Origin of the sequence: Psychrobacter sp. Pi2-52, from assembly GCF_904846705.1 — a bacterium.
Taxonomy (GTDB): domain Bacteria; phylum Pseudomonadota; class Gammaproteobacteria; order Pseudomonadales; family Moraxellaceae; genus Psychrobacter.
The window spans coordinates 1-24,157 of sequence record NZ_CAJHBS010000002.1 but is presented as its reverse complement, the minus strand read 5'-3'; the positions used below and the strand labels follow the sequence as shown (position 1 = coordinate 24,157).

Sequence of the window (24,157 nt, the reverse complement as noted above, 5' to 3'; positions counted from 1 at the left end):
TCAATGATAAATTGGATCGGTATTGCAGCAATTAATATGGCTATTGCTGTTGCTCTGGGCGCATTTGGTGCGCATGGTCTAGAAGGTCATGTCAGCATACAGCAGCTCGAGTGGTGGCATACGGCAACGCTGTATTTGTTCGTACATGCGCTAGGATTATTGCTTGTTGGCTTACTGATTCGTTTAAAATATATTACTCAGACGACCGCTTGGTTACTACAAATTGGTATTATCATTTTTGCTGGTAGTTTGTATGCCATGACGCTTGGTGCACCGCGCTGGTTCGGTGCGATTACGCCTATTGGTGGCGTTCTTATGATTGCAGGTTGGCTATGGCTGGCCGTTTCCGCCTTTCGATTGAAGGATTCAGTTAACTGAGCTACTCGATAGTAATTGTGATTTTTAGCTCTTTACATTAGCTGCAATGAATTGTCAGTAATAAAATGAAAGATACGTAGTGAATAGCAGATAAACAGGAATTTTAATTTAGTAGGGAGTATTTAGTATGAGCACCATTAGTGTCAATGGTAAAAGCTTGCAAACCACTCATCAGACTGTACAACTGGTTATCAATGAGCTTGGTCTTAGTCAGGGTCGTTACGCTGTAGAAGTAGACGGCGAGCTGATGCCAAAGAGCGAGCTTGCTCAATTACGTATCGTAGAAGGAATGAATATAGAAGTAGTACAGGCTGTTGGCGGTGGTTAATAATGTTTAGACAGATAAGCTTGAGCTGATAGCTAGTTCATTTTCGTTCTAAATTTACGAGTACTAAAAAAGACCTCAACGTATTACACGTTAGAGGTCTTTTTTTATGTCAATTACAAACTAATGCAGCAGCTACTTATAAATTTTTTATTCTCTTAGTCTACTTTCACTAGCTTGTAACGATAGTGTTCAAAGTTTTAAACCCGAACTATGCTGCTGGTACTGCTTCTGCAGGGGTTAGATCCTGATAGCGACTATCGCGTCCTGCACCCTGAGTCTTTTTGCGCTCTTGACGGGTTTTGTACTTACGTACTTGTCTATCTAGCTTGTCTGCCATTTCATTAATGGCTTTATACATATCATCTTCATACGCTTGGACAAACATTTCTTGACCCGAGACACGCATAATTGCTTCAGCTTTATGGCTCTTTTTACCGCCGTCACTAGTACCGCTATTGTCTAACGATAAAATCACTTGAATACTTTGTATCTGATCGAAGTGACGCTCTACTTTTTCAAGCTTCTCGCGTACTGCTGTGTCCATAGCTTCTGTAACGCTGATATGATGACCACTGATAGAAACATTCATATTGTTGTCCTTTTATTTGTAACTTACAATCAACAGATGAGATAGCATTCTTGCTCTTATCATCCTGCCTTACCACTAACTACACCAATGCCTCTAGTAATGTGTCGACGTATCCTTTTATCGTCTCCTTTATTAGTTATAAATAAATACTATAAATCGGCGCTTGGTTTTCGTTGTTGGTATGACTCTAATTTGTCATGAAAATCGCCTAGTAGCAAGCCGTTAAATTGTAATTAAGTGTAACAATACCTATTATTTCTACTTGGTTTCTATATAATCAAAAAATTTTATTTTTTATATCTGTATTGCACTATACAGACAGGTAGCCATTAAGCTTATAGAAAGATGAGCTTAGATAATTAGTATTTCTGTTTGCGCTGAGTAGACGAGCCAATATTCATTGCTTCACGATATTTGGCGACGGTTCTTCTGGCTATATCAATACCATCTGCTAACAGCTCATCTTTGATACGACTGTCTGATAATGGCTTTTTGGGGTCTTCGTCAGCGATGAGCTTTTTAATCATGGCACTGATAGCGGTCGATGAGATATCTCCATCAGCGCTACTCACGTGAGAGGAGAAGAAGTGTTTCAAAGAAAACAACCCTTGCGGCGTCAAGATAGTTTTGCTGGTGGTAAGGCGTGAGACCGTAGACTCATGCAAGTCAACTTCTTCAGCAATTGCCTTTAATATTAGGGGTTGCATAGCGGTTGCACCATGCTGCAGGAACTCTTGTTGATAGCGTACAATGCTGGTCGCTACTTTGAGTAGGTTTTGATTGCGCTCTTCGATACTACGAATAAACAGCCGGGCATCGGTGAGGTTTTCGCGTAGATATTGATTGTCAGGGCTGTCATCGCCACGCTTGACTAAGTTGGCATATTCTTGGTTTACGCGTAGTTTTGGTAAGGTGTCTGGATTGAGGCGTACATACCAGCCATCCTCTTCTACTTCAGAGTTACTTGTCGCCTTATTGTTTCTAACAGGTGTGACCAACACATCTGGAATATCGTAGCTTTCAGGCGGCTGGGCATAGTCAGGCTGGCTAGACTGAAACAGCAGCCCTGGCGAAGCGTTTAAGGTACGTAGTAGCGTAAGCGCAGGTGTGATGTATTCTGGTGCAAGCCCTGTGCGTTCAGTCAATGCTTTAATATTATTACTGACTAAATGCTCACTTGCTGATAGCAACGCTTTGGCTTCTTGTAGGTATTCGGTGTGGGCATCTAGTTTGGATAGCTGAATCGATAAGCACTCACTTAAATGACGCGCGCCTACGCCAACGGGATCACAGGACTGAATAATACGTAATACCGTCAAGACTTCTTCTTTTTCAACGCGCTCATCCCATTGATAGAAACTTGCCATCTTATCAAAGCTCTGAAGTAGCTCATCTATATCAATTCGAATAAAGCCCATATCATCCATGGAGTCTATTAAATATTCTGCAATCAGCGTATCGGCCTCTGATAAACGCTTAAAGTTCAGCTGCCAGCGCACATGATCTTGAATGGTAGACGATGTACCGCCTTGGTAACTATCGAAATCTTCATCACCCCTACTATTGCCAGCGCCTGTTGCGGTAGAGGCATAGTTACCCGTGTCAAAGCTACCTATATTGAAGCTATCGGCATCTGAACTGCTGTAGCTATCTACATCTATTGCACTATCATCGATATTAGGCTGTTGTAATTTATCCAAACTATCACTGAAGCTATCGCTACTATCGCCGTTGTACTCTGTACTGGCAGTAGGCACTGAGTCGAATGAGTCACTGCTACTCTGATTCCAGCTATCAAGCGTCAACGGCTCGCTCCACTCCTCTATTTCATCGTCACCACTGTCGTATTCGTCATCGTTTTCGATACGTTCAAGTAATGGATTACTATCTAGTTTTGCCTGAACCTCTTGTGCGAGCTCAAGACTAGAGAGCTGCAGCAATTTTATGGCTTGCTGCATTTGCGGGGTTAGCTTTTGTGAGTTGCTCAGCGTGGTCGCCAATCCGAACGACATACTCATGGGCGGCTTATTGCACTCCGATCTTAGTGATATTGTGTTTATTCTGTCAGTAAAGGTAACGACATAAATCTTATCAGCACATGACGATAGCATTTTTTGCCACAATTTTGCTATGATAATTTATGTTTTGTCCGGATACGTTTGGTTTGCTATCGCTAGTAAACTAACATCTTGGCAAGGATGAGCAACCCATAAATACGAGCAGTCTGCTCATTACCGCGAAAATATTATAATAAATTACGGTGAATGACCAATACAGCTCACACCCAATAGGAATATTGTCATGAATTCAAATAACCATCAACTTAACGTCGCTGCTATTCAAATGAACAGTCAGCAGAATGTTGAGGATAATCTAGCAGATATCAAAGCCGCTATCACAGATGCACAAACTCAAGGGGCTGAGCTTGTTGTATTGCCTGAGAACTGCTGTAGTATGGGACAGCAATCTGCTACTGCCGAGCGTTTTGATGACTTATCAGCGACGATAGCAGACTACGCCCGCACCGCTGGTATCCATGTACTAGCAGGCTCGTTACCCTGCCATTATCGCCCTGATGGTACTGTCGTTCCTGATGGTAGATTACGCCAAGTGAGCCAACTGTTTGCACCAGATGGCACTCGCGTCGCACGCTACGATAAGATTCATCTGTTTACCGCAACTGTGGCCGATAAGCATGGCAGCTATAACGAAGCGGCGACCTTTGAGCCGGGTACGCAGACCGTAATTGCGCCACTAGCAGTAGGCAGTACAGTCTATCAACTCGGCATGATGGTATGTTTTGATTTGCGTTTTCCAGCATTGGCGCAGCGCCTGCGACAAGCAGGTGCTGAACTGTTGAGTGCCCCTTCTGCCTTTACTTACTTGACTGGGCAAGCACACTGGTCGCTGCTGTTACGAGCGCGTGCTCTAGATAGTCAATGTATGGTCATTGGCGCAGCGCAAGGTGGCAATCATCTCTACAAAGATGGTAGTACCCGCCAGACATGGGGACATGCAGCTATTACAGCGTTTGATAGTAGTGTTATCGCAAGCTATGACGATAGCGAACTGGATAAACAATATGCCATCGTCATGGCGTCATTAGACAAGCAAGCGCAAGAGCAAGGCCGCCAAAAACTGCCTATCTTTGATTGCCATCGTTTGGCGTAGATTATGGAATTCAGTGGATTTCGTGCCTAATTGCTAAGGCAATTCTTCATTTTGAGCATGAGTTGCTCGTGGATGCGCGCGATCATAAACTTGCGTTAATTTTGCAAAATCAACGTGGGTATAAATTTGCGTGGTGCTAATATTACTATGCCCGAGCATCTCTTGTACGGCGCGCAAGTCACCACTGCCTGACAGCATATGTGATGCAAAACAATGACGCAGTAGATGTGGGTACATGTTTTGGGCAATACCTGCGCGGACGGCAGCAACTTTTAAACGCTGCTGCACTGCCCGTGTTGATAATCTGGTGCCGAGTTTTTCACTGATGAATAATGCGCTATCCATCTGCTCTACCCAAAGGTTACGATGCGGCAGGTAGCGACTAATCGCTTCTGCAGCCTTTATCCCTAATGGCACTAGGCGTGTTTTATTCCCCTTACCCGTGACTCGTACCCGTAAGTCAGACAAATCTACATCTGCCATATCGAGTGCAACCAACTCGCCAACTCGCAATCCACTACTATAGAGCAGTTCAAACATAGCTTTGTCACGTAACCATAAGCGCGCTTGCTCTGGTGTATCAGGAATCTCTTGATCGAGTAGCTGAGTTAGTAAATCGACATCAGCGATAGAAGGCAGTGGTCTAGGACTGCGCTTCAGCTGATAGCCAGTGGTTGGGTTGATACGTGCTAGCGCTTCTTCAATCATCCAACCATAGAAATGCCGAATCGCAGACAACTCTTGCTGGACACTGGCAAGCGCTAGCTTGTCTTCATCAAGACGTTGACTAATATGCTGGGCAAGTTGCCGTTTATCACAGCGTGTCCACGTCAAATGCTTACCACGTAAAAACAACGCCAGTTGATTTAAACCAGCGAAATAAGCGGTCAGAGTATGCGGTGAATGGTTGCGCACAGACAACGTATTGAGCCAACGATGCACAGGTGCGAGTAACTCTCGCAATGCAGCGTCCGACTCTACAGTGGCGGCCAACTCAGTAGACAGCCAAGGTGCTGAGTTCGCCGCTTGAGTGTCTTTATTGGTAGACATAACCATACTAGAACCATCCTTGGTATTTATACGATTGGCCTAACAACAGTTATTAGCCTTCGGCATTGGGTTTAAGGCCTGCTTGTGCCATCAGGCCATCTGGACTAAATACACCTTCATAAACGAAAGCGGTCGGACCCGTCATCGTAACCGAATAACCTGGCTGCCATTTGATAATCATGCTGCCACCATATAGCTGCGCGCGAACTTCTTCACCCTCATCGAGCCAGCCTTCACGTATACCAACGGCTACTGCTGCACACGCGCCCGTACCACAAGCTTGCGTCTCACCCACTCCGCGCTCGTACACACGTAGACGAATGTGGCGCTGATTCATCACTTGCATAAAGCCCACATTGACGCGGTCTGGGAACGCAGGATGCGATTCAATTGCTTTGCCTAAAGTCTCGACCTCTGCATCAAGTACGTCATCGACTTTTATGACAGCATGCGGGTTGCCCATATTGGCAACGTACAGCTGTACAGGCGTACCATTTACATCAAGATGATAGGTGTTTTGGATTTTGGTCGTGGCTCTTGGGCTAAACGGAATCTCATCTGGCTCAAATTTAGGCTTGCCCATATCGACATCTACCCAACCATAACGATCAGTAGTCAGAGAAATAATACCGCTGGCCGTCTCAACGCGTAGACGCTGCTTAAATGACAGTTTACGTGCCTGCACAAAACGCGCAAAACAACGTGCGCCATTGCCGCACTGTTCGACTTCGGTGCCATCAGTGTTAAAGATACGATAACTGAAATCGACATCAGGACGCATCGGTGGCTCGACTACGAGCAGCTGATCAAAACCAATGCCTAGGTGACGATCGCCCAATAACTGCACCAAACCCTTGGTCAAATCTAAGCGCTGGGTCACTAAATCAATGACCATGAAATCATTACCCAACCCATGCATTTTAGTAAACTCTATTAGCATATCTTTGATGTCCTATCCTATTTTTATGTATGCCTTATATTAGCACGCTGTCAGATACAATCATAATTATCACCACTATCAAATACCAAGTTATATGTATATCTCACAACTGACCTACTTACTTAGCATTGGACACAAAAAAACCCACTGTTATCGCCACAGTGGGTTCTCTTTAATCAACAGAGCTATAATTAAAAAGCTATTTAATCAACACAGCCATCGATGACCATATCAATTAACGCGGCTTACAATGCTATTTATCCTGCCACAATGCTTCATCTGCATATAACGCTTCAATCGTTTCGCGCTTGCGAATAAGCTGATGACTATCACCAGACACCATCACTTCGCTGGCACGTGGGCGTGAGTTATAGTTACTACTCATGGTAAAGCCGTAAGCACCTGCACCCGTGATGGCCAATACATCACCTGTGGCCAGTGATAGTAGGCGGTCTTTTGCCAAGAAATCACCCGTCTCACAAATTGCGCCAACGATATCCCATGGCTGCGTACCATCCGTATCGATACCAGCACTAGGTAAAACACTTGGAATCACCGCCATTTCAGCTTGATATAAAGCAGGACGAATCAAGTCATTCATCGCGGCATCAACGATAGCAAAGTTTTTATACTCAGTCGGCTTGAGTACGTCAACTTGAGTCAATAGCACGCCAGCATTGGCAACGATACTACGACCTGGCTCAAAGAACACAGTCAAACCAAGTTCGCTAAGTTTTGGCAATAAGGCTTGGGCAAACTCATCGATAGACACAGGTGTCTCATCAATATAGCGCACACCTAAACCACCACCCAAATCAATATGCTGTAACTCAATACCAGCATTACGCAGGCTATGTATCAGCTCAATAACTTTATCTAATGCTGCAACAAACGGCTCTACTTCAGTCAACTGCGAGCCAATGTGACAATCAATACCAACGATGTCGATATGTGATAAATCGGCCGCTTGCTGATAGACCGCTAGTGCGTCTTCGTGAGTGATACCGAACTTGTTGTCTTTAAGACCTGTTGAGATATACGGATGGGTTTTGGCATCGACGTTAGGATTAACGCGTAACGAGATTGGCGCAGGCTTGTCAAGTGACTTTGCCACGTCATTGATTAAAGTCAGCTCGCTGATAGACTCAACATTAAAGCAGCCAATACCTTGAGTCAGCGCGTATTCGATATCACTATACGTTTTGCCCACACCTGAGAATACCACACGTGATGCTGCGCCACCTGCCGCTAACACACGCATAAGCTCACCGCGAGAGACAATATCAAACCCAGCGCCTGCCTGTGCCAAGACACCAAGCACAGCAAGGTTAGAGTTTGCTTTTACGGCATAGCATACCTGATGATTCAGACTGGCAAAGCTATCAGTATAGGCTTGATAAACGTCCAATATTGCTTGCTTTGAATACACGTAGCATGGTGTGCCATATTGTTTTGCCAACTCATCGATACTGACCTGCTCCATATACAGCGCATCGCCGCGATAGCTTAGCGCTGGCAAGTGAGCACTCAACGCTTTCGGGTCAACATACAACCCTTGCTCAGTTTGGATAGTAACGGATTCGCCAGTAGCAGAATCGGTCAAGTCAGCAGGTAGTTCAGAATGACTCATATAAACATCTCTAATATAATCAGATTATCAAGGGTGAAATTTAAATTTAGGTAGCAAAGCTATTTAGCCATAACAGAATCGATGGTTAGTTAAGCAGTCAATTAAACTGTTAATTAACAAGCACCTAACCACTAACTATTGGCTTAGCTTAGCAACTATTAGTCTAGTAATTAATAGCTTAGCAATTAATAGTCGTTGGGATCGGTACTAGGCTCAGGTAGCACCATTTGCTCTTCTAGGTAGCGGTTTTTTTGATAGTTATCATCGTCGATACCCGCAAAGGCTGCATCTTGTGGATGGCTAGTACTATCCAGTACAGACGCACTGCCCTCTATCGTTTGACTATTAGAGTCTGCCAAATATAGATCGCCTTTTTGCCCGCAGCCTGACAATCCTAGCATAACCACACTGCCAATAAATAAAGTGGCAACAGTCTGACGACTGGTACGAGCGAACGAGCTAGCATGCTTGGCTGCTGAGGGGTTGTGTATAGTAGACATATAATAGATAACCTGTGAGCTTACGACGGCATAATGGCGATAGTAAATCGTGATAAATAAAAAACAAATGGACAGCCAAACCGACAGCGAAAGCACTGCCGTTATGATCATTTTAATCATAGCATTATTACATAAAGCTGTACGGATACTGAATATGATTGGTGAATAAATTTGCGTGATGTTGGATATTTTCTAAAACATTAGTCGAATTTTTATAGTAATATCGTCTGCGAGCTTAGATATGAATGTATGACATATGGGTGTCTCGACAATATTTCTTACAATTTCGTGAGTCATAGGCCTGTCCTACCGCCCATACAAGTTATCCATTTATAGTTCTATAACTCACTGAATATAATTGATTTATTTTGTATTTAGCCATTTATTAATCACACATTTTAAACCTTACCCCTGTCGTGGTGTAGAAACAAAAATGTGTTACATTATATTCCCAGTTTGCGGCAGCAATAGGACGCTAGCCTGAGATGCATACGCATTACCTCATGAGCATGGATGCATAGCACTGTCAGAAACAGTAGCCCAAGTATAAACAAAATCGCCAATATGCTTGCTTGATATTATCGGCATAGATATGGCTTATTTTTATTTACTCGGCGGTTATCAACTTCATCAATTCCATATAATAATGACATCATGTCTCAGTGACCTTTACTACAGCAGTTGAGATATCAGCGATGTAGCATTTGATGATAATAAAACAGGACGTGGCAATAGACGTCTTTTTTGTATCGAACGAACGATATAATTGATTTGCCCTTTATAAAAACCAATCTAAGGATAGAGTATGAGCGCCAACCTAAGTACCACTTTTGATGATAAGAATAGCGAAACATCAACCCTAACTAGCCCCACTTTAGTCCTCAACTGCGGTTCGTCTTCTATCAAATACGCGTTGATTAGCGATGACAATTCTACTCGTATCACCGGTCTTGCCGAAAACTTAGGTCTCGATACAGCCCGTATCAAACACACCACGCTAAATGGCGATAAGTTAGAGATCTCTATTCCTGGTGGTAGTCACAAACTCGCCTTACAAAAAATCCTAGAGCTATTAGAGCAATATCACTTTATCGCAGTCGGGCACCGTGTGGTACATGGCGGCCGTGAATACTCTCAAGCTGTTCGCGTTGATCAGCATGCGTTAGAGGAAGTGAAACGTCTAAAGATATTGGCTCCACTACATAACCCTGCAAATGCTTTGGGTATTGAAGCGGTTCAAGCTATTTACCCTGACATTCCACAAGTTGTGGTATTTGATACCGCCTTTCACCAAACCATGCCACCCGTTGCCTTTCGCTATGCGTTGCCAAAATATCTATACGAAGAGCACAAAATCCGTCGTTATGGCTTCCATGGTACATCTCATGCATACGTCTCAGAACGTGCTAGCCAGGTTACTGAAGCAAAAGGTCCTCATGGCTGGATAACCGCACATCTAGGCAATGGTTGCTCAGCAACTGCCGTATATGATGGCAAAAGTCTCGATACCAGCATGGGTCTGACCCCGCTTGAGGGACTGATGATGGGCACACGTAGCGGCGATGTCGACCCAAGCTTACATATGCATCTGAAACGTCAGCTCGGTATTAGTCTAGAAGAAACGGATAAGATGCTGAATAGTGAAAGCGGTCTGCTTGGTATCTCTGGTCTATCAAATGATTTGCGTACTATTGAGCAAGCCGCGAGCGAAGGCCATAAAGATGCGCAGCTCGCCATCGAGATGTTCTGCTACCGCGCTGGTAAATACCTCGCCAGCTTAAGCTGTGCACTGCCTGAGTTTACCGGTATTGTTTTCACTGGTGGTATCGGCGAAAACTCTGTCACCACGCGCGCAAGTATTTTAGCCGTCATGCGTCATTTCGGTATCAAAATGGATGCTGAAAAGAACGCTGGATTGTACGGTGGCCAAGAAGGCAGCTTCCAAGCAGAAGGTAGCAGTGTCGAGTTGTGGGTTATACCAACAGATGAAGAATACCGCATCGCTCAAGAGACTCGTCAAGCATTGAAATTAGTATAAGACGATTGATTATAATGCCTAGCGCTTATCATTCTAGACGCTTATAAAAAGCTGAAAACAAATAAGATAAAGCGCTTGGCATTTCTATACTGCATCTCTTATGCTGCTCAAAATGACTCGTCGTCTAAAATAAAATAAATTGTAGGACATATTATGCAAACCATTTTACTTGTTCCCATTAGTCGCGGTATCGGTGTGACATCAGCCGCGCTAGGGCTAATCCGTGCCTTTGATTACAACGGTATCAAAGCGGGCTTTATGAAGCCGTTTTTGCAAGATGATACGCTAGACAAACAACACAGCTTAGACAGCTCAAGCGCATTGACCATGCACGCATTTGGCCTAAATCCGCCTGATTCTATCAGCCGTCAACACGTCGAGCGTATGCTAGGCGATGACAATCTTGATGACTTGATGGAAGAAGTAATTGCCAATTTTCATACGATCGATGATGGTCATGACGTGATTATCTGTGAAGGTCTGGTGCCAACCACTGAGACCTCTTATGCTTCACAAATCAACCGTGCACTTGCTCACGCTCTAGACGCCAAAATTATATTTGTCAGTACCGCTGATATCAGTAAACCTGCTTATTTAGCAGACAAACTGGATGTCCATGCCCGTGAGTTTGGCGGTGTCATCGATTCACGGACACTCGGTGTGATATTGATGCGGGTACAAGATGTGCCGAACACCTTTGATAATCAACCTGTCGCACCGGGCGAGGCCGTTGTCAGCTTAGATCCGAACTTCCTGCAAGAGGTTCAACGCCTATCGCCTTCGTTTAATACCGAAGTGTTCCGCCTTATCGGTGTTGTCCCTTTTAGTGACTCGTTGTCTGTGCCTCGTACATGGGATATCGCAACAGAGCTTGATGCGACTTGGTTAAATGTTGGTGAAGCAAAGACACGTCGTATCAACCGTATCAGCCTAACCGCTCGCTCAGTGGCGCGCGTCAATGAAGTCTTTAAGCGTGGTACGTTAATGGTCGTGCCTGGCGATCGTGATGACTTGCTATTGGCTGCTGGATTGGCCTGTATCAATGGAATTCCATTGGCAGGTCTAGTATTGACAGGTGGTATCACCCCAAGCGATACAGTTGCTGAGCTTTGGCAATCAGCGCTCAAAACTGGCATTCCAGTCATGAGTGTCGAAAGCGACAGCTACGAGACGGTACAGAGCCTGATGCATATGAGTTCTGAGATTCCGAGTGATGATACAGAACGTGCTGATGAAGTGGCTCGTTATGTGGCGGCGCATTTGGATCTAAGCTGGATTAAAGAATACTTCAGCCGCAATCATGAACCGCGTCTGTCACCATCAGCATTTCGCCATCAGTTGGTCAAAAAATCACAACACGCTAAAAAGCGTATTGTGCTGCCAGAAGGCGCGGAGCCACGTACCGTCGAAGCGGCTTGTATCTGTCAGAGTCGCGGTATCGCCAACTGCGTACTACTTGCTAAGCGTAGTGACGTTGAGCAAGTGGCCAAAAACCGTGATCTAACGCTACCTGAAGGGTTAGAAATTATCGATCCTGATAACCTCGATATGAGCAAATATATCGCCGCTGTCGTAGAGCGTCGTAAAGGTAAAACCACTGCGGAAGTCGCTGCTGAATACCTAAAAGACACGGTCTATTTAGGTACTATCATGCTCCAACTAGACGAAGTAGATGGTCTGGTCTCAGGTGCGATTCATACCACTGCCAATACAGTACGCCCAGCATTCCAGTTGATTAAGACCGCGCCACAATACTCACTCGTGTCATCAGTGTTCTTTATGCTGTTGCCTGAGCAAGTGGTCGTCTATGGTGACTGTGCGATTAACCCAGATCCTAACGCTGAAGAGCTGGCTGAAATTGCCATTCAATCAGCACAGTCTGCTGCTGCCTTTGGTATTGATCCAAAAGTTGCGATGATCAGCTACTCTACTGGCTCATCAGGCGCTGGCGCGGATGTCGAAAAAGTCGCCCGTGCAACCCAAATCGTTCGTGAGCGCGCACCAGACCTCAAGGTCGACGGCCCGCTACAGTATGATGCGGCATCTGTCATGAGTGTCGGTAAGCAAAAAGCACCTGACTCACCTGTCGCTGGACAAGCCAACGTCTTTATCTTCCCTGACCTCAACACTGGTAACACCACATATAAAGCAGTACAGCGTAGTGCCAACGTCGTCAGTGTCGGGCCTATGCTACAGGGTCTGAATAAACCGGTGAATGATTTATCACGTGGTGCCTTGGTCGACGATATCGTCTATACTATCGCGTTAACCGCTATCCAAGCGTATAGCGATTTGATTTAATCGCTGTAAGGCTCGCTAATTAAAGTCCTATAAAAAGCCGACTATCATTATGATGGTCGGTTTTTTATTGGTACTGTGGGGTCAGACAGTGGTGACAGATGCTCGTCTGCCCTCTACAATAGCGCTATCATCAAATTATTTAATCTAAAAAGGTCAGCCAGTAAAAGAGCAAGGGGCATCAACGACCACATGCGCCCTATCTACTTTGATACATTTATTTATGCCAAATACGAGCAACAGCCCTCAAGAAAAAACACCTACACCTGCCATTCGTGCCTACCTTGGCGGCTCGTTCGATCCCGTACATAACGGTCATTTAGAAGTCGCGATGTCTGTCTATCAGCACCTACTACCAATTGCAACGCAGCTACAGCGCACCCTACATGTGTCCTTATTACCCAATGCGCGCTCGCCATTTAAGACGCAAAGTACAGACCCTAACCATCGCTTAGCGATGCTAAAGCTAGCGACGGAGAGTACGCCGATACAGATTAATGAGCTGGAGCTATGGCAAGCGCCGCCTGTCTATACGATCGACAGCGTACGCACATTAAGACAGCAATATCCTAATGACAGCTTGATATTTATCATGGGTATGGACAGCGCCCATAGTTTGGATAAATGGAGAGATGGCTTACGTCTCACCGACCATGTCAACCTATGGGTATTTAATCGTCAGAGCAGTACCGATGTGAGTGATGGTGTTGGCGAAAAATTTTCTGACAGTATTATCTCTTCTAAAAATAATACAGTGACCGTACAAGATATTGCTACTCTACAATCGCAATTGCCGTTGTCGTTGCAAGCACATATAACAGATTCACCTATCGAGCTATTAACTCCAACCATTCAGCAACTAACAGATAGCTCGAACTCAAGCTCAAGTAACCCTGACTTGAAAAACGCCAATCAAGGACGCATTTATATAGATCCGCGACCTATTACTGCGGTATCAAGCACACAAATACGTGAACAACTACAGAAATTAGACGATCAAACAAATAAAATGCCAGTCGCTGAGAGGCAAATCGCATCTATAGCATCAATAAATGATATCATTAGCAATACTGAATCTAATCCATTAGCTAAATGGCTAAATCCTGCTGTTTATCAATATATTATCGCCCATCAGCTATATTCTGCTGCTCAATTCCGTTAAAATCGCCTTATCTATGTCATTTTGCCTATCTTGTCTCTATGCGTGACTGACAACATATGATCAGTCGGACAAGACAAATTGACGTTTTACCCCTTTATTTTACATATTTACGATTCAAGAGATTAAAATTTATGACCAACACCATGACTGCAGAACGCCTAACAGAATGCTTGACCCTAGTACAAAGCGCTCTAGATGATATGAAAGCAAAGAACATCACTGTAATGAATGTAGAAGAGTTGACTGACGTAACAGAGCGCATCATCATCGCTGATGGTACCTCAAAGCGTCATGTACGTGCGATGGCTGATAGCGTCGGCGCTGAAGCTAAGCAAGCTGGTTTTATGCCACTTGGCCGTGAAGGCGGCATCGATTCTGACTGGACGTTGATCGATTTGGGCGCAGTTGTCGTCCACATGATGACGCCGCAAGCACGTGAGTTTTATGACCTAGAAGGCCTATGGTCATCACCTGAGCAATTGGCTGAACTAGTTGCTACGCCGCGCGAAAAGAAAACTGCGGGTCGTCGTAACAAAAACAAATAAACTTGTCAGTGACGATATTCGTCCAAAATTAAGAAACGCTACACCAAAAAGACCAGAATACTTATTCTGGTCTTTTTTTTATGTAAGTTTTATGCTGATGAACCAGTATAATCAGATACATCATTGAGTACAGATAAGCTCATTTCATATTTAGTATTTATTAGCCACTAAAATTAAACCACCAAAATTAAGCCGCCCTCGCCTATTTATTCTACTTATTAGGAAACCTTATGAGCGCAGAATCGAACACGTCATCACCTGAGCAAACCTTAACAAAATCGTCTGAGCAAACCCTAACAGACTTTAACCAAGACTTGCCCCTACATATCGCTACCCTCACTTGTGTCCGCGCTGGCAAGTCTATGCCATTCGCCCGTGAAGAAATGAGCGCCATTGATAAAGCACCTATCAAATCTCCTGTCGCCGTCAACTTTATGGGCTTAACCACTGATGAACAAGCTGACCGTAAGCATCATGGTGGCCCATTAAAAGCCGTGCATCAGCTAGCGCCTGCGACGTATGCAAAAATCAATGCAGAGTTCGGTCTAAAAGTGCGCGTCGGTACGCTAGGAGAAAACCTTACGACTGAAGCCGTTAATGGTCTGCCTGAAATGACCGAATCTATGGTTTGTATTGGCGATGTTTTTCAATATGGTGGGCATTTTGAAAGCGATCAAGACATTAGTAATGATGATGCTAGCGTTCAGTTACGTATCGTCCAACCGCGACGCCCCTGCTACAAAATCAACGACCAAATTGGCCAATTTACCAAAGTACCAAATATCGCGGCATGGGTCAGCAAGCAAGGTATCTCTGGCTGGTATTTCCAAGTCGTCCGTGATGGCATTATAGAAGCTGATTTACCCGTATATTTGATTGAGCGCCCTTATCCGTTTGCGACATTAAAGACGTTATGGCAATTGGCCAATTCTAAAGAGAAATATGATGCAGATACTATTGAACCGTGGCTCGCGATTGACTGTTTAGAAGACAGTTGGAAAAAGGTTCTGGCTAAAAAAATCCAACAGGATTGAAAAGGTAACACTCAACAAAAACCTTTAATATGACTTTTCTATTTATAAAAGATAGCCACTACCCTGCGTAATGGCGTCACAAGGTTTTTCATGTTCTATGTCAGTTCCATAATAAACACTCTTTCCTTCTCTTTCTCCATCTTTGATCGTGAAGGAGCACTCCATGAGTGAAAAGACAGAAAGTATCAGCTACCTACAAGCGATAGCGATTAGCGTTGGTGCGATCATCGGCTGGGGCGCTTATGTCATGCCAGGCGATTTGTTTTTGCCACAGTCACAGCTATTAGGCTCTTCTGTTGCTATTATTATCGGTACTTTAGCCATCTATATGGTTGCGCGTGCCTATATTAATTTGCTGACTCAAACGCCAGAGAACGAGTCAGGCGGTATCTATTGGATTGAAAAATACATCAATCGCAAGCATGCCTATATCTATGGTTGGGGCGTCACGATAGGCTATATCTCTATTATCGCGCTCAATATATCAGCCGTCGCTTTGCTACTGCGCTATCTGTTACCTAGCGGCTTACAATTAGGCTATCTGTATACGATTGCTGGTTGGGAAGTCTACGCCAGTGAAGTGTTCTTATGCAGCGCGGCTATTATTTTATTCAGTTATATCAATCTAAAAGGTGTACGAGTCGGCGCAAAAATCCAACTCTATATCGCCCTCTTTATGATTCTATCAGTCACCGCGCTGTTTTTTGCCTCACTTTGGATGACACCAACGAACCAAGCATTTTTGCCAACTGATATGTCTAGCGGCTCTATCACCAGTCTGGCATGGTTACCTATCTTGGCCGTTATGCCGTGGGCGTATGTTGGTTTTGAGACCACACCGCAGATTTCAAAAGCGATTAGTGATTCAAAAACCAAGACCAAAAGTATTATCCTAATTTCACTCATCGCCGGTGTGTTGTTTTACTTTTTAATCAACTACTTTACCGCGCTAAACATGAGCTTTGACTATCAAGCAATCAAAGACAGCCACTGGGCGACAGGTGAAGGCATAGACAATCGGATTGGCAGTATCGGCATCTGGCTGCTATCGATCGCTATGATTGGCTCGATAATGAGCGGTATCAACGGCTTTATATTGTCATCGGTTAAGCTCTTAGAATCTATGGGCGACACGTCGTTATTGCCTAGCGTATTTACAGATAAACACAACCAATTTAGTAAGCAAAAGACCGTTATATTGATATGCTTGGTCTGCCTACTCTCTCCTTGGCTAGGTAGAAACTACCTACTCGATATCGTGACAATGGCATCCTTAGGCATTACGGTTGGCTTCGCTTATGTCACGACCGCTGACCTCATCAATGAGCGAAAAAAGAAACAGGCAGGTTTGCTAAATTATCTCTCTGTATTAATTAGTGTGGTCTTTATATCGCTATTGCTACTACCATTTTCACCAGCGGCGCTGTCATTCAATGCTTATGTCTTGCTAGGATTCTTTATTCTGCTCGGGGCAATTGGCTATAAAAAAATCGCAGTCAATCCTAACGTTAATTAACCGCAACCATTCCCACACAGAGCATTTCATGGCAAAAAACATTTCCTCGATTGCATTGGCATCAGTATTAATATCATCCTCTATGCTATCGCTCGTTGGCTGCGTAACAACGTCAACGCCGCAGTATGTAATCGATAGCGATAGCTACCAAGCAACTGGCAAAAGCGAGCGCATCAAAACCATCGTCCTGCACTATACAGTCTCTGATAATGAGCGCTCGATAAAGACATTGACCACAGGCAATGTGAGCGCGCACTATATAGTATTAGACAACGATGACAATAGAATCTATAACCTCGTACCAGAGAGCGAGCGCGCATGGCATGCAGGTGATGGCGGCTTTGCAGGACGGACGATATTAAATGATACCTCTATCGGTATCGAGATCGTCAATAGCGGTATCAAGCCTGAATATCGAGACGCACTAAAAAATGGCACGCTCGACTATCACCCTTATGAGCACTATGTGGCATTTGATGAGTTGCAGATTAAAAAAGTCGCACAACTGGTGCAAGATATCACCACGCGCTATGACATCTCACCGAAGAATATCATTGGTCACTCCGATATGGCACCCTCGCGCAAGATAGACCCTGGTGCAAAGTTCCCGTGGGAGCGACTGTATTTCGATTACGGTATCGGCGCTTGGTATGATGAATTTGATAAGCAATTCTTTATGAATCAAGATGGATTTGCGTCGGCCACGATACCTGAAATCAAGCAAGCGTTTCGCAAGTATGGCTATCAAATCAACGATACCGATACGTGGGACAAGGCCAGTCGCGATGTCGTCTATGCGTTTCAGCTGCACTTTAGAGCGCAGCAGCCAACGGGTAATATGGATCGCGAGACCTATGCGATATTGCAGGCGCTAAATAAGAAATATGCTGGTCGGGATGATTTTTATTGAAGAATACAGACTATCAGGAGACATAAACCATGAATAACTCTCAACAAGATGAACAAGACGACCTACAAAAATATCTAGAAGAAAAAGCCAAACAAGAGCAAGAAAGCGAACAGGAAAAGAAAGAGGAGCAAGAACCTGAGCCACTTTCTGCCTATGATGCTTGTGTGCTAAAAGAAAGCGCTAAGATTCATGAGTTGATCGCTGAGGCTCAGCAGCGTCCCAAAGATGAATAACTGGATAGACAGTACTTACCAATCAAGTATATAAAAATGCGCAAGTTGATTTCTTATGTTTTGAGACATAGCTAAGCCGCTATGAATCCAATATCACAACTAAACAATGCTATATCACTTTATAAAAGAAGGCCTATCTACCAACCATTTAGGCTATTTATTGCGATAGGCTAATGATAAAATCACCGCTCACAAGGTTATAGATAGTATCACTGCTCGCACCATCTCGTTGGCTTCCTGCATCTTTGGTTTTATCGTTGGTTTTAATGATGGCTGAGATGATGCGCAGATTTGATAGCTTGGCTTTGATAGCCTAGTTCTATGACCAGTCCCAATATCTCTATTATCAAACGAATACCAATAATACTAAAAAAGGAATATTTATGTATCAAGCCTTTCAAAAACACCTACAACAAGAAATCAGTGATATACGCGCAGCAGGACTGTATAAAAACGAGCGCGTTATCACCTCTCCGCAAGATGCGCTCATCAAGATCGCCGATGGCCGTGAGATGCTTAACTTCTGTGCCAATAATTACCTTGGATTGTCTGACCATCCTGAGATTAAAAAGGCGGCGATCCAAGCCATCGAAAACTCAGGTTATGGTATGTCATCGGTGCGGTTTATTTGTGGTACGCAAGATTTGCATAAGCAATTAGAAGCGTCAATTTCTAAGTTTTTTAATACCGAAGATACGATTCTTTATGCGGCCTGTTTCGATGCCAATGGCGGTGCCTTTGAGCCATTACTGACCAGCGAAGATGCCATTATTTCTGATTCGCTAAATCATGCCTCAATCATTGATGGTGTGCGCCTGTGTAAAGCCGCGCGTTATCGCTACGCCAATGCGGATATGCAAGATTTAGAAACGCAATTGCAAGCGGCGCAAGCACAGCGTTTTCGTTTGATTGTCACCGATGGTGTGTTTTCAATGGATGGTAACGTAGCGCCAATGGATGAGATTTATACGTTGGCACAAAAATATGATGCCATGGTCATGATTGACGAGTCACATTCAGCAGGCGTGGTCGGTCGCACTGGTGGCGGCGTGACTGAATTGTTTGATCTACGTGGCGATATCGAGCTGATCACTGGTACATTAGGCAAGGCATTTGGCGGTGCTATTGGCGGCTTTACCACGGGCAAAAAAGAAATGATTGAGATGCTGCGTCAACGCTCACGCCCGTATCTATTTTCAAACTCTATTCCTCCTATGGTGGCTGCGGCTGGGGTAAAAGCGTTTGAGATGCTAGCGCAAGACAATACCTTACAAGACCAATTACATGAAAATACTGCCTATTTTGTGAAGCAAATGCAAGAGGCGGGATTCGACATCAAGCCTACCGAATCGGCCATTTGTGCGGTGATGATCTATGACGCCAACGTCTCGCAACAAATGGCAGATGCACTGCTTGAAGAAGGCATTTATGTGATTGGTTTCTTCTATCCTGTCGTACCCAAAAATGAGGCTCGCATTCGTGTACAGCTCTCTGCCGCCCATACTCGCGAGCAGCTCGACCAGTGTATCGCCGCTTTTATCAAAGTCGCCAAGCAAATGGAAGTGATTGATTAAGAGTCGTTCGGTATTTATCTAAATTCAACAATAAAATGCAGCTAAATAAGAGAACAATATGAAAGCACTGGTTAAAGCCCATTCCAAAAAAGGCATCTGGATGCAAGACATGCCAGAACCTACAGTTGGCATCAATGACGTTAAAATTAAAATTAAAAAAACCGCCATTTGTGGTACAGATTTGCACATTTATAAGTGGGATGAGTGGTCAGAAAGAACCATCAAGACGCCGATGATCATCGGACATGAATACGTCGGTATCATTAGCGAGATGGGCGATGGCGTGAAGCACTTTGAAGTGGGCGACCGCGTCACAGGCGAAGGCCATATCGCTTGCGGGCATTGCCGAAACTGCCGCCGTGGCAAGCTACATGTGTGCGAAAACACCATCGGCGTGGGCGTTGACCGCGATGGCGCGTTTGCCGAATATTTGGTGATCCCTGCCGATAATGTCATCAAGCTCGATGAGCGTATCAGCGATGAGATGGCAGCCATTATGGACCCCTTTGGCAACGCTACTCATACTGCCCTTTCATTTCCTGTCCTTGGTGAAGATGTGCTAATCACAGGTGCAGGTCTGATTGGTTCGATGGCAACGGCGATTTGCCGCTTCGCAGGGGCACGTAATATCGTGGTCAGTGATATCAGCGATTATCGCCTAGAGCTTGCCAAAAAAATGGGCGCGACGATGATCATCAACCCAGCCAAAGGTGAAACCATCGAAGGTGCTATCGATCAGTTAAAAATGCACGGCTTTGATATTGGGCTTGAGATGTCAGGCTCGCCTCAAGCCTTTGATTCGATGATTACTAACATGTATAACGGCTCTAAAATCGCGCTCTTAGGTATTTTACCCAACACCACCACGGTGGATTGGAGCAAGATTATTTTTAAGGCGTTAACCCTAAAAGGCATTTATGGGCGCGAGATGTGGGAGACGTGGTATCAGATGGAACAAATGCTGATTAGCGGTATTGATCTATCGCCTATCATTACCCATCGCATGCACATTGATGACTTTCAAGAAGGCTTTGATATCATGGAAAGTGGGCAATGCGGTAAAGTGATTTTAAGTTGGGATTGATTTTGACAAGTTACAGTCGCTAGATTTTGAGTTAGTGATAACACTAATTTCGATGAGGTTGAGCAATTTTTTCACGATTGTATCTGTATCGCTTTAGCGAGGGATAACATCGTTGGTCAAGTTTTAGCGATTTGTGGTTAAAAACTATCAAACTAACAATCAACCTTTAACTGTAATCTGCATAAGAAAATTTATTGTAACTATAATAGTTTACTTGCTCTAATCTTACTTTACTAAATAAATTTCATAAAATACGATCTGAGTGAGATCTAAATAACATACTAATAAGGCTATGCAATTGAATATACCAGAAACAATAGACTGGTTTGTAACGTCGAAATGCAACTTGAAATGTGACTTCTGTTATGGGCCTTACCCTGAAAGTGAAAGTAGAGATATCCTCAAAAGCATCGCTCAGCAAATTTCGACTAGCAGTATTGCTAACGTAACATTATGTGGTGGAGAGCCTTTTGTTAATCCAGATATTTTTGAGATAATTGACATTTTACTTAAAGATGGAAAAAATGTTTATGTATCTACAAACGGTCACTTTCCAGAAAAATTATCAAGAGTTTTAGATAAACTATCAGGTATTAGCATTTCATTAGATGCCGGTAACAATATAGATTTTGAAAGAATAAGAGGAAGGTTGTCAAACTTTGATAAAGTAGTTGATTCCATCAAACTGGTTAGCACTACCCACTCCCATAAACTAAAGGTAACTACCGTACTTTCACGTGTAAATATCGAGAGTATTATTAATATAGGTGAATTCATTTCTGAATTCAATCCAAAAGTATGGAGAATTCTTCAATTTGTACCTAGGATGAAAGGTAGTATTAATAGAGATATTTATGAAATAAGTAATGAGGAGTTTATCAAATCAGTTCAGGCTCTGGGGCCTATTTTCCCTAATTTAAATATATATGCTTCTAAAAGCGAAGATATTGACTCTTGTTTCTTAATTGACCATGCAGGAAATATACTTTTACCTCAAGGTGAAGATTATAGTTCCGTAGGGAACTGTTTTGAGCAGAGTATAGAAGAATGTTGGAATAATTTTTGGGAATCAAAGGAAACCCACTATAGGAATAAAATATGGATGTCGGAAATCAGATGATAGGTACAGTTGGTGAGAAAAAATTTCTTGATAAAGTTTTTGATATCTTAGGAGGAAATGATAAAAATTTCCTTAATGGGCTTAATCAAGATTCAAGTATCTTAAAAATAAATCATAACACTTTGTTAGCAACTAATATTGATAAAGCTCAAACACCTATAATATTATCTGATGATGACCTTAATACTTATAAAGCTTGGGGCTACTTATCAGTAACAAGCAGTTTAAGTGATATATTGGTTGTAGGTGCTAAAGGACTATCATTTTTAATATCCATAACTGTACCAGCTAACATTCAAACTCAAAAAGTTTTAAATATTATTGAAGGTGCTCAAGAAGCATGTAAATATTACGGTATTTCCTTTTTAGGGGGGGATACTAAAAAAGGTAATGAAATCTCAGTTGTGGGTACTGCTAATGGGATCATTACAGGCTCAGACTACCTGAGTAGAAATAGCTCTCATCCCTCAGACCTTATAGTATGCACTGGTCAATTTGGTCAATTTGCTACTTCTTACTATAAGATTCTCAAATCCCTTGAACTAGAACTCCATGAAACTAATTATGTATCTTATCCAAGATTTGCTATAGATCAATGTGAAGTAGTTAACAGCAATCTTAGTTTATTTTCTGCTTCAATGGATAACAGTGACGGATTAAGTAATATACTTTCAAAAATGTTTATCGAAAACAACTTAGGATTCGAAATCTATTTAGACTCTATACCGTTTAGTGAGAAATCCAGAGAATTATCAAAATCACATAATATACCTTTAGAGAACTTTGCATTTTATGTTGGCGATTGGAACTCTATATTTACTATATCTGAAGAAAATTTTAAGATATTAGGAAAACGTGTTGAGAACCATGAATTGAAGGTTATAGGAAAGGTAAAAAAATCTAGTAACATAAAAGAATTTCACAAAAATACTAAAAGGTATTCATGCTCTTTGAGGTTCGAAAATGACTCATTCATTTCTAGTACTGGCGATACTAACTATCTTCTAAATAACATTCTAACTACTGCATCGGTCTTGATATGAAATATAAAAGAATAATCATAGAAAGCGCTAAGCTTAATGAAATTATCGAGAGGAACTATCCAAAACATATAAAAAACACATGGACTCTATTTTCTATATTGATTGCTCTTATAGTTACTTTTATATCAGTCGATAAATTCAAAGATTTTAGTCCATATGTATCAAGCTTTATGATTGAAAAGCTATTAATGTTATCTATAATTATATTTATATTTTTAATAATATGGGAGTTGTCTCAGAAGCCTAAAAACAGTAAAGAATCAGTGCTTTCTGAAATTAATCAAGAAGCATTAAACGTAGTTAGAAATGTCGCATTATTCATATTAATAAAAGATTTTAATAACGAAGATAGTACTAAAGATACTAAAATACTTTTTTCAGATGATATTGAATGGTCAAGCTACCTACTTCCTTACTGTAAGCTGAATCATGATTTCACAATGGAGGAGCTATCTCGATTTATAGAATACGAGCTTTCTTTACCCAGTCACACCATTACCTTAAGAAAAATCGATGAACTCTGCTTTGTTGAAGAAAAGAACTCTGCCACATCTAGCAGAATGACTCAATATAATTACTCTTCGTACTATGTAGTATATGAGGAAGATGTATCACCTCTTATTCAAAATAAAGAATTCAAACTAGGTACAAAAAAATATGAATGGTTGAGTTTACAAGAAGTTCAAAACCATGCTAAAACAATGTATCTCAATAGAAAGGTTATTGATGAAATACATGAAAACTGGCCATCACTTCTTTTAAAATACAAAATTTCTAAACACAAAAAATAACTGTTCTTGAGAACTAATAATATTCAGATCATTTCGAAATACCTAATTTGAGAGATGACAAATACTTAGAAGAACATGACTTTACATTTGCCCAAACAAAAAGGTGAGCCTAAGCCCACCTTCTTATTTTAAAGAACAGTTATATAGGGAGTTTCCTAAAAACTGTGTAACTGCTTATAATCCACTAACTGGAGAATAAGCAATGACTACTCAATCTGACATT

22 protein-coding genes are annotated in these 24,157 nt (G+C 42.7%); 16 read left to right on the top strand and 6 right to left on the bottom strand.

Annotation, left to right across the window (positions count from 1 at the left end):
* The first annotated feature begins 3 nt into the window (after window positions 1–3).
* Together JMY00_RS01340 and thiS are read left to right on the top strand one after the other, a co-directional pair.
* Window positions 4–378, top strand: a complete 375-nt coding sequence (locus JMY00_RS01340; protein ID WP_201578838.1) for a DUF423 domain-containing protein — start codon at window positions 4–6, stop codon at window positions 376–378.
* Window positions 379–505: 127 nt separating this feature from the next.
* Window positions 506–706 carry a sulfur carrier protein ThiS gene (gene thiS / locus JMY00_RS01335; RefSeq protein ID WP_057758131.1) on the top strand — a complete coding sequence of 67 codons (201 nt, stop codon included), beginning with the start codon at window positions 506–508 and terminating at the stop codon, window positions 704–706.
* Between the two features lie 208 nt (window positions 707–914).
* Here the strand turns inward: thiS and raiA are convergent, their stop codons facing one another.
* Window positions 915–1,295 carry a ribosome-associated translation inhibitor RaiA gene (raiA, locus tag JMY00_RS01330; RefSeq protein WP_102090835.1) on the bottom strand — a complete coding sequence of 127 codons (381 nt, stop codon included), beginning with the start codon at window positions 1,293–1,295 and terminating at the stop codon, window positions 915–917.
* Window positions 1,296–1,654: 359 nt separating this feature from the next.
* Complete coding sequence (gene rpoN / locus JMY00_RS01325; RefSeq protein ID WP_201578837.1) at window positions 1,655–3,313, bottom strand: RNA polymerase factor sigma-54; 1,659 nt, start codon at window positions 3,311–3,313, stop codon at window positions 1,655–1,657.
* Window positions 3,314–3,596: 283 nt separating this feature from the next.
* Between rpoN and JMY00_RS01320 the strand changes: the two genes are divergently transcribed.
* Entirely contained in the window at window positions 3,597–4,466 is an 870-nt protein-coding gene (locus JMY00_RS01320; protein WP_201578836.1) for a nitrilase-related carbon-nitrogen hydrolase, read from the top strand.
* A gap of 33 nt (window positions 4,467–4,499) precedes the next feature.
* On the opposite strand, the gene JMY00_RS01315 is transcribed toward JMY00_RS01320, so the two are convergent.
* The 4 genes from JMY00_RS01315 to JMY00_RS01300 all read right to left on the bottom strand — a co-directional run bounded on the left by JMY00_RS01315 (window position 4,500) and on the right by JMY00_RS01300 (window position 8,586).
* A complete protein-coding gene (locus JMY00_RS01315) occupies window positions 4,500–5,522 on the bottom strand; it encodes a tyrosine recombinase XerC (RefSeq protein ID WP_201578835.1) in 1,023 nt (340 codons plus the stop codon).
* 46 nt (window positions 5,523–5,568) lie between these two features.
* On the bottom strand, window positions 5,569–6,456 hold the full coding sequence (gene dapF, locus JMY00_RS01310; RefSeq protein ID WP_101205107.1) for a diaminopimelate epimerase: 888 nt from the start codon (window positions 6,454–6,456) through the stop codon (window positions 5,569–5,571).
* Window positions 6,457–6,709: 253 nt separating this feature from the next.
* On the bottom strand, window positions 6,710–7,939 hold the full coding sequence (gene lysA / locus JMY00_RS01305; protein WP_201578977.1) for a diaminopimelate decarboxylase: 1,230 nt from the start codon (window positions 7,937–7,939) through the stop codon (window positions 6,710–6,712).
* A 332-nt stretch (window positions 7,940–8,271) separates the two neighbouring features.
* Window positions 8,272–8,586, bottom strand: a complete 315-nt coding sequence (locus JMY00_RS01300) for a lipoprotein (RefSeq protein WP_201578834.1) — start codon at window positions 8,584–8,586, stop codon at window positions 8,272–8,274.
* An 805-nt stretch (window positions 8,587–9,391) separates the two neighbouring features.
* On the opposite strand from JMY00_RS01300, the gene JMY00_RS01295 reads away from it, so the two are divergent.
* The 13 genes from JMY00_RS01295 to JMY00_RS01235 all read left to right on the top strand — a co-directional run bounded on the left by JMY00_RS01295 (window position 9,392) and on the right by JMY00_RS01235 (window position 23,934).
* Entirely contained in the window at window positions 9,392–10,624 is a 1,233-nt protein-coding gene (locus tag JMY00_RS01295; RefSeq protein ID WP_201578833.1) for an acetate kinase, read from the top strand.
* A gap of 153 nt (window positions 10,625–10,777) precedes the next feature.
* The gene (pta, locus tag JMY00_RS01290) at window positions 10,778–12,925 is read left to right on the top strand and encodes a phosphate acetyltransferase (RefSeq protein ID WP_101205111.1); all 2,148 of its coding nucleotides are present in this window, start codon (window positions 10,778–10,780) and stop codon (window positions 12,923–12,925) included.
* 220 nt (window positions 12,926–13,145) lie between these two features.
* Entirely contained in the window at window positions 13,146–14,084 is a 939-nt protein-coding gene (locus JMY00_RS01285; protein ID WP_201578832.1) for a nicotinate-nicotinamide nucleotide adenylyltransferase, read from the top strand.
* Between the two features lie 131 nt (window positions 14,085–14,215).
* The gene (gene rsfS / locus JMY00_RS01280) at window positions 14,216–14,629 is read left to right on the top strand and encodes a ribosome silencing factor (protein WP_057758112.1); all 414 of its coding nucleotides are present in this window, start codon (window positions 14,216–14,218) and stop codon (window positions 14,627–14,629) included.
* Window positions 14,630–14,991: 362 nt separating this feature from the next.
* Window positions 14,992–15,663 carry an MOSC domain-containing protein gene (locus JMY00_RS01275; protein WP_240990624.1) on the top strand — a complete coding sequence of 224 codons (672 nt, stop codon included), beginning with the start codon at window positions 14,992–14,994 and terminating at the stop codon, window positions 15,661–15,663.
* Window positions 15,664–15,826: 163 nt separating this feature from the next.
* Entirely contained in the window at window positions 15,827–17,179 is a 1,353-nt protein-coding gene (locus tag JMY00_RS01270) for an APC family permease (RefSeq protein ID WP_201578830.1), read from the top strand.
* Window positions 17,180–17,207: 28 nt separating this feature from the next.
* Entirely contained in the window at window positions 17,208–18,089 is an 882-nt protein-coding gene (locus tag JMY00_RS01265; protein ID WP_201578829.1) for an N-acetylmuramoyl-L-alanine amidase, read from the top strand.
* Window positions 18,090–18,118: 29 nt separating this feature from the next.
* Entirely contained in the window at window positions 18,119–18,322 is a 204-nt protein-coding gene (locus JMY00_RS01260; RefSeq protein WP_201578828.1) for a hypothetical protein, read from the top strand.
* A gap of 383 nt (window positions 18,323–18,705) precedes the next feature.
* Window positions 18,706–19,896: a glycine C-acetyltransferase gene (gene kbl / locus JMY00_RS01255; RefSeq protein WP_201578827.1), complete on the top strand. Its 1,191-nt coding sequence runs from the start codon at window positions 18,706–18,708 to the stop codon at window positions 19,894–19,896.
* A gap of 58 nt (window positions 19,897–19,954) precedes the next feature.
* Entirely contained in the window at window positions 19,955–20,980 is a 1,026-nt protein-coding gene (gene tdh, locus JMY00_RS01250; RefSeq protein WP_201578826.1) for an L-threonine 3-dehydrogenase, read from the top strand.
* Window positions 20,981–21,278: 298 nt separating this feature from the next.
* Window positions 21,279–22,100: a radical SAM protein gene (locus JMY00_RS01245; RefSeq protein WP_201578825.1), complete on the top strand. Its 822-nt coding sequence runs from the start codon at window positions 21,279–21,281 to the stop codon at window positions 22,098–22,100.
* The gene (locus JMY00_RS01240; RefSeq protein ID WP_201578824.1) at window positions 22,079–23,143 is read left to right on the top strand and encodes an AIR synthase related protein; all 1,065 of its coding nucleotides are present in this window, start codon (window positions 22,079–22,081) and stop codon (window positions 23,141–23,143) included. The genes JMY00_RS01245 and JMY00_RS01240 overlap by 22 nt, the downstream gene beginning before the upstream one ends.
* Window positions 23,140–23,934, top strand: a complete 795-nt coding sequence (locus JMY00_RS01235; protein WP_201578823.1) for a hypothetical protein — start codon at window positions 23,140–23,142, stop codon at window positions 23,932–23,934. Before JMY00_RS01240 ends, JMY00_RS01235 begins: the two co-directional genes overlap by 4 nt.
* Window positions 23,935–24,157 lie beyond the last annotated feature (223 nt).

Excerpts from the sequence above, each read along its gene's own strand:
- JMY00_RS01340 (WP_201578838.1), top strand. The coding sequence starts at position 4 with ATGATAAATTGGATCGGTATTGCAGCAATTAATATGGCTATTGCTGTT.
- thiS (WP_057758131.1), top strand. The coding sequence starts at position 506 with ATGAGCACCATTAGTGTCAATGGTAAAAGCTTGCAAACCACTCATCAG.
- raiA (WP_102090835.1), bottom strand. The coding sequence starts at position 1,295 with ATGAATGTTTCTATCAGTGGTCATCATATCAGCGTTACAGAAGCTATG.
- rpoN (WP_201578837.1), bottom strand. The coding sequence starts at position 3,313 with ATGAGTATGTCGTTCGGATTGGCGACCACGCTGAGCAACTCACAAAAG.
- JMY00_RS01320 (WP_201578836.1), top strand. The coding sequence starts at position 3,597 with ATGAATTCAAATAACCATCAACTTAACGTCGCTGCTATTCAAATGAAC.
- JMY00_RS01315 (WP_201578835.1), bottom strand. The coding sequence starts at position 5,522 with ATGGTTATGTCTACCAATAAAGACACTCAAGCGGCGAACTCAGCACCT.
- dapF (WP_101205107.1), bottom strand. The coding sequence starts at position 6,456 with ATGCTAATAGAGTTTACTAAAATGCATGGGTTGGGTAATGATTTCATG.
- lysA (WP_201578977.1), bottom strand. The coding sequence starts at position 7,939 with ATGGAGCAGGTCAGTATCGATGAGTTGGCAAAACAATATGGCACACCA.
- JMY00_RS01300 (WP_201578834.1), bottom strand. The coding sequence starts at position 8,586 with ATGTCTACTATACACAACCCCTCAGCAGCCAAGCATGCTAGCTCGTTC.
- JMY00_RS01295 (WP_201578833.1), top strand. The coding sequence starts at position 9,392 with ATGAGCGCCAACCTAAGTACCACTTTTGATGATAAGAATAGCGAAACA.
- pta (WP_101205111.1), top strand. The coding sequence starts at position 10,778 with ATGCAAACCATTTTACTTGTTCCCATTAGTCGCGGTATCGGTGTGACA.
- JMY00_RS01285 (WP_201578832.1), top strand. The coding sequence starts at position 13,146 with ATGCCAAATACGAGCAACAGCCCTCAAGAAAAAACACCTACACCTGCC.
- rsfS (WP_057758112.1), top strand. The coding sequence starts at position 14,216 with ATGACCAACACCATGACTGCAGAACGCCTAACAGAATGCTTGACCCTA.
- JMY00_RS01275 (WP_240990624.1), top strand. The coding sequence starts at position 14,992 with ATGCCATTCGCCCGTGAAGAAATGAGCGCCATTGATAAAGCACCTATC.
- JMY00_RS01270 (WP_201578830.1), top strand. The coding sequence starts at position 15,827 with ATGAGTGAAAAGACAGAAAGTATCAGCTACCTACAAGCGATAGCGATT.
- JMY00_RS01265 (WP_201578829.1), top strand. The coding sequence starts at position 17,208 with ATGGCAAAAAACATTTCCTCGATTGCATTGGCATCAGTATTAATATCA.
- JMY00_RS01260 (WP_201578828.1), top strand. The coding sequence starts at position 18,119 with ATGAATAACTCTCAACAAGATGAACAAGACGACCTACAAAAATATCTA.
- kbl (WP_201578827.1), top strand. The coding sequence starts at position 18,706 with ATGTATCAAGCCTTTCAAAAACACCTACAACAAGAAATCAGTGATATA.
- tdh (WP_201578826.1), top strand. The coding sequence starts at position 19,955 with ATGAAAGCACTGGTTAAAGCCCATTCCAAAAAAGGCATCTGGATGCAA.
- JMY00_RS01240 (WP_201578824.1), top strand. The coding sequence starts at position 22,079 with ATGGATGTCGGAAATCAGATGATAGGTACAGTTGGTGAGAAAAAATTT.
- JMY00_RS01235 (WP_201578823.1), top strand. The coding sequence starts at position 23,140 with ATGAAATATAAAAGAATAATCATAGAAAGCGCTAAGCTTAATGAAATT.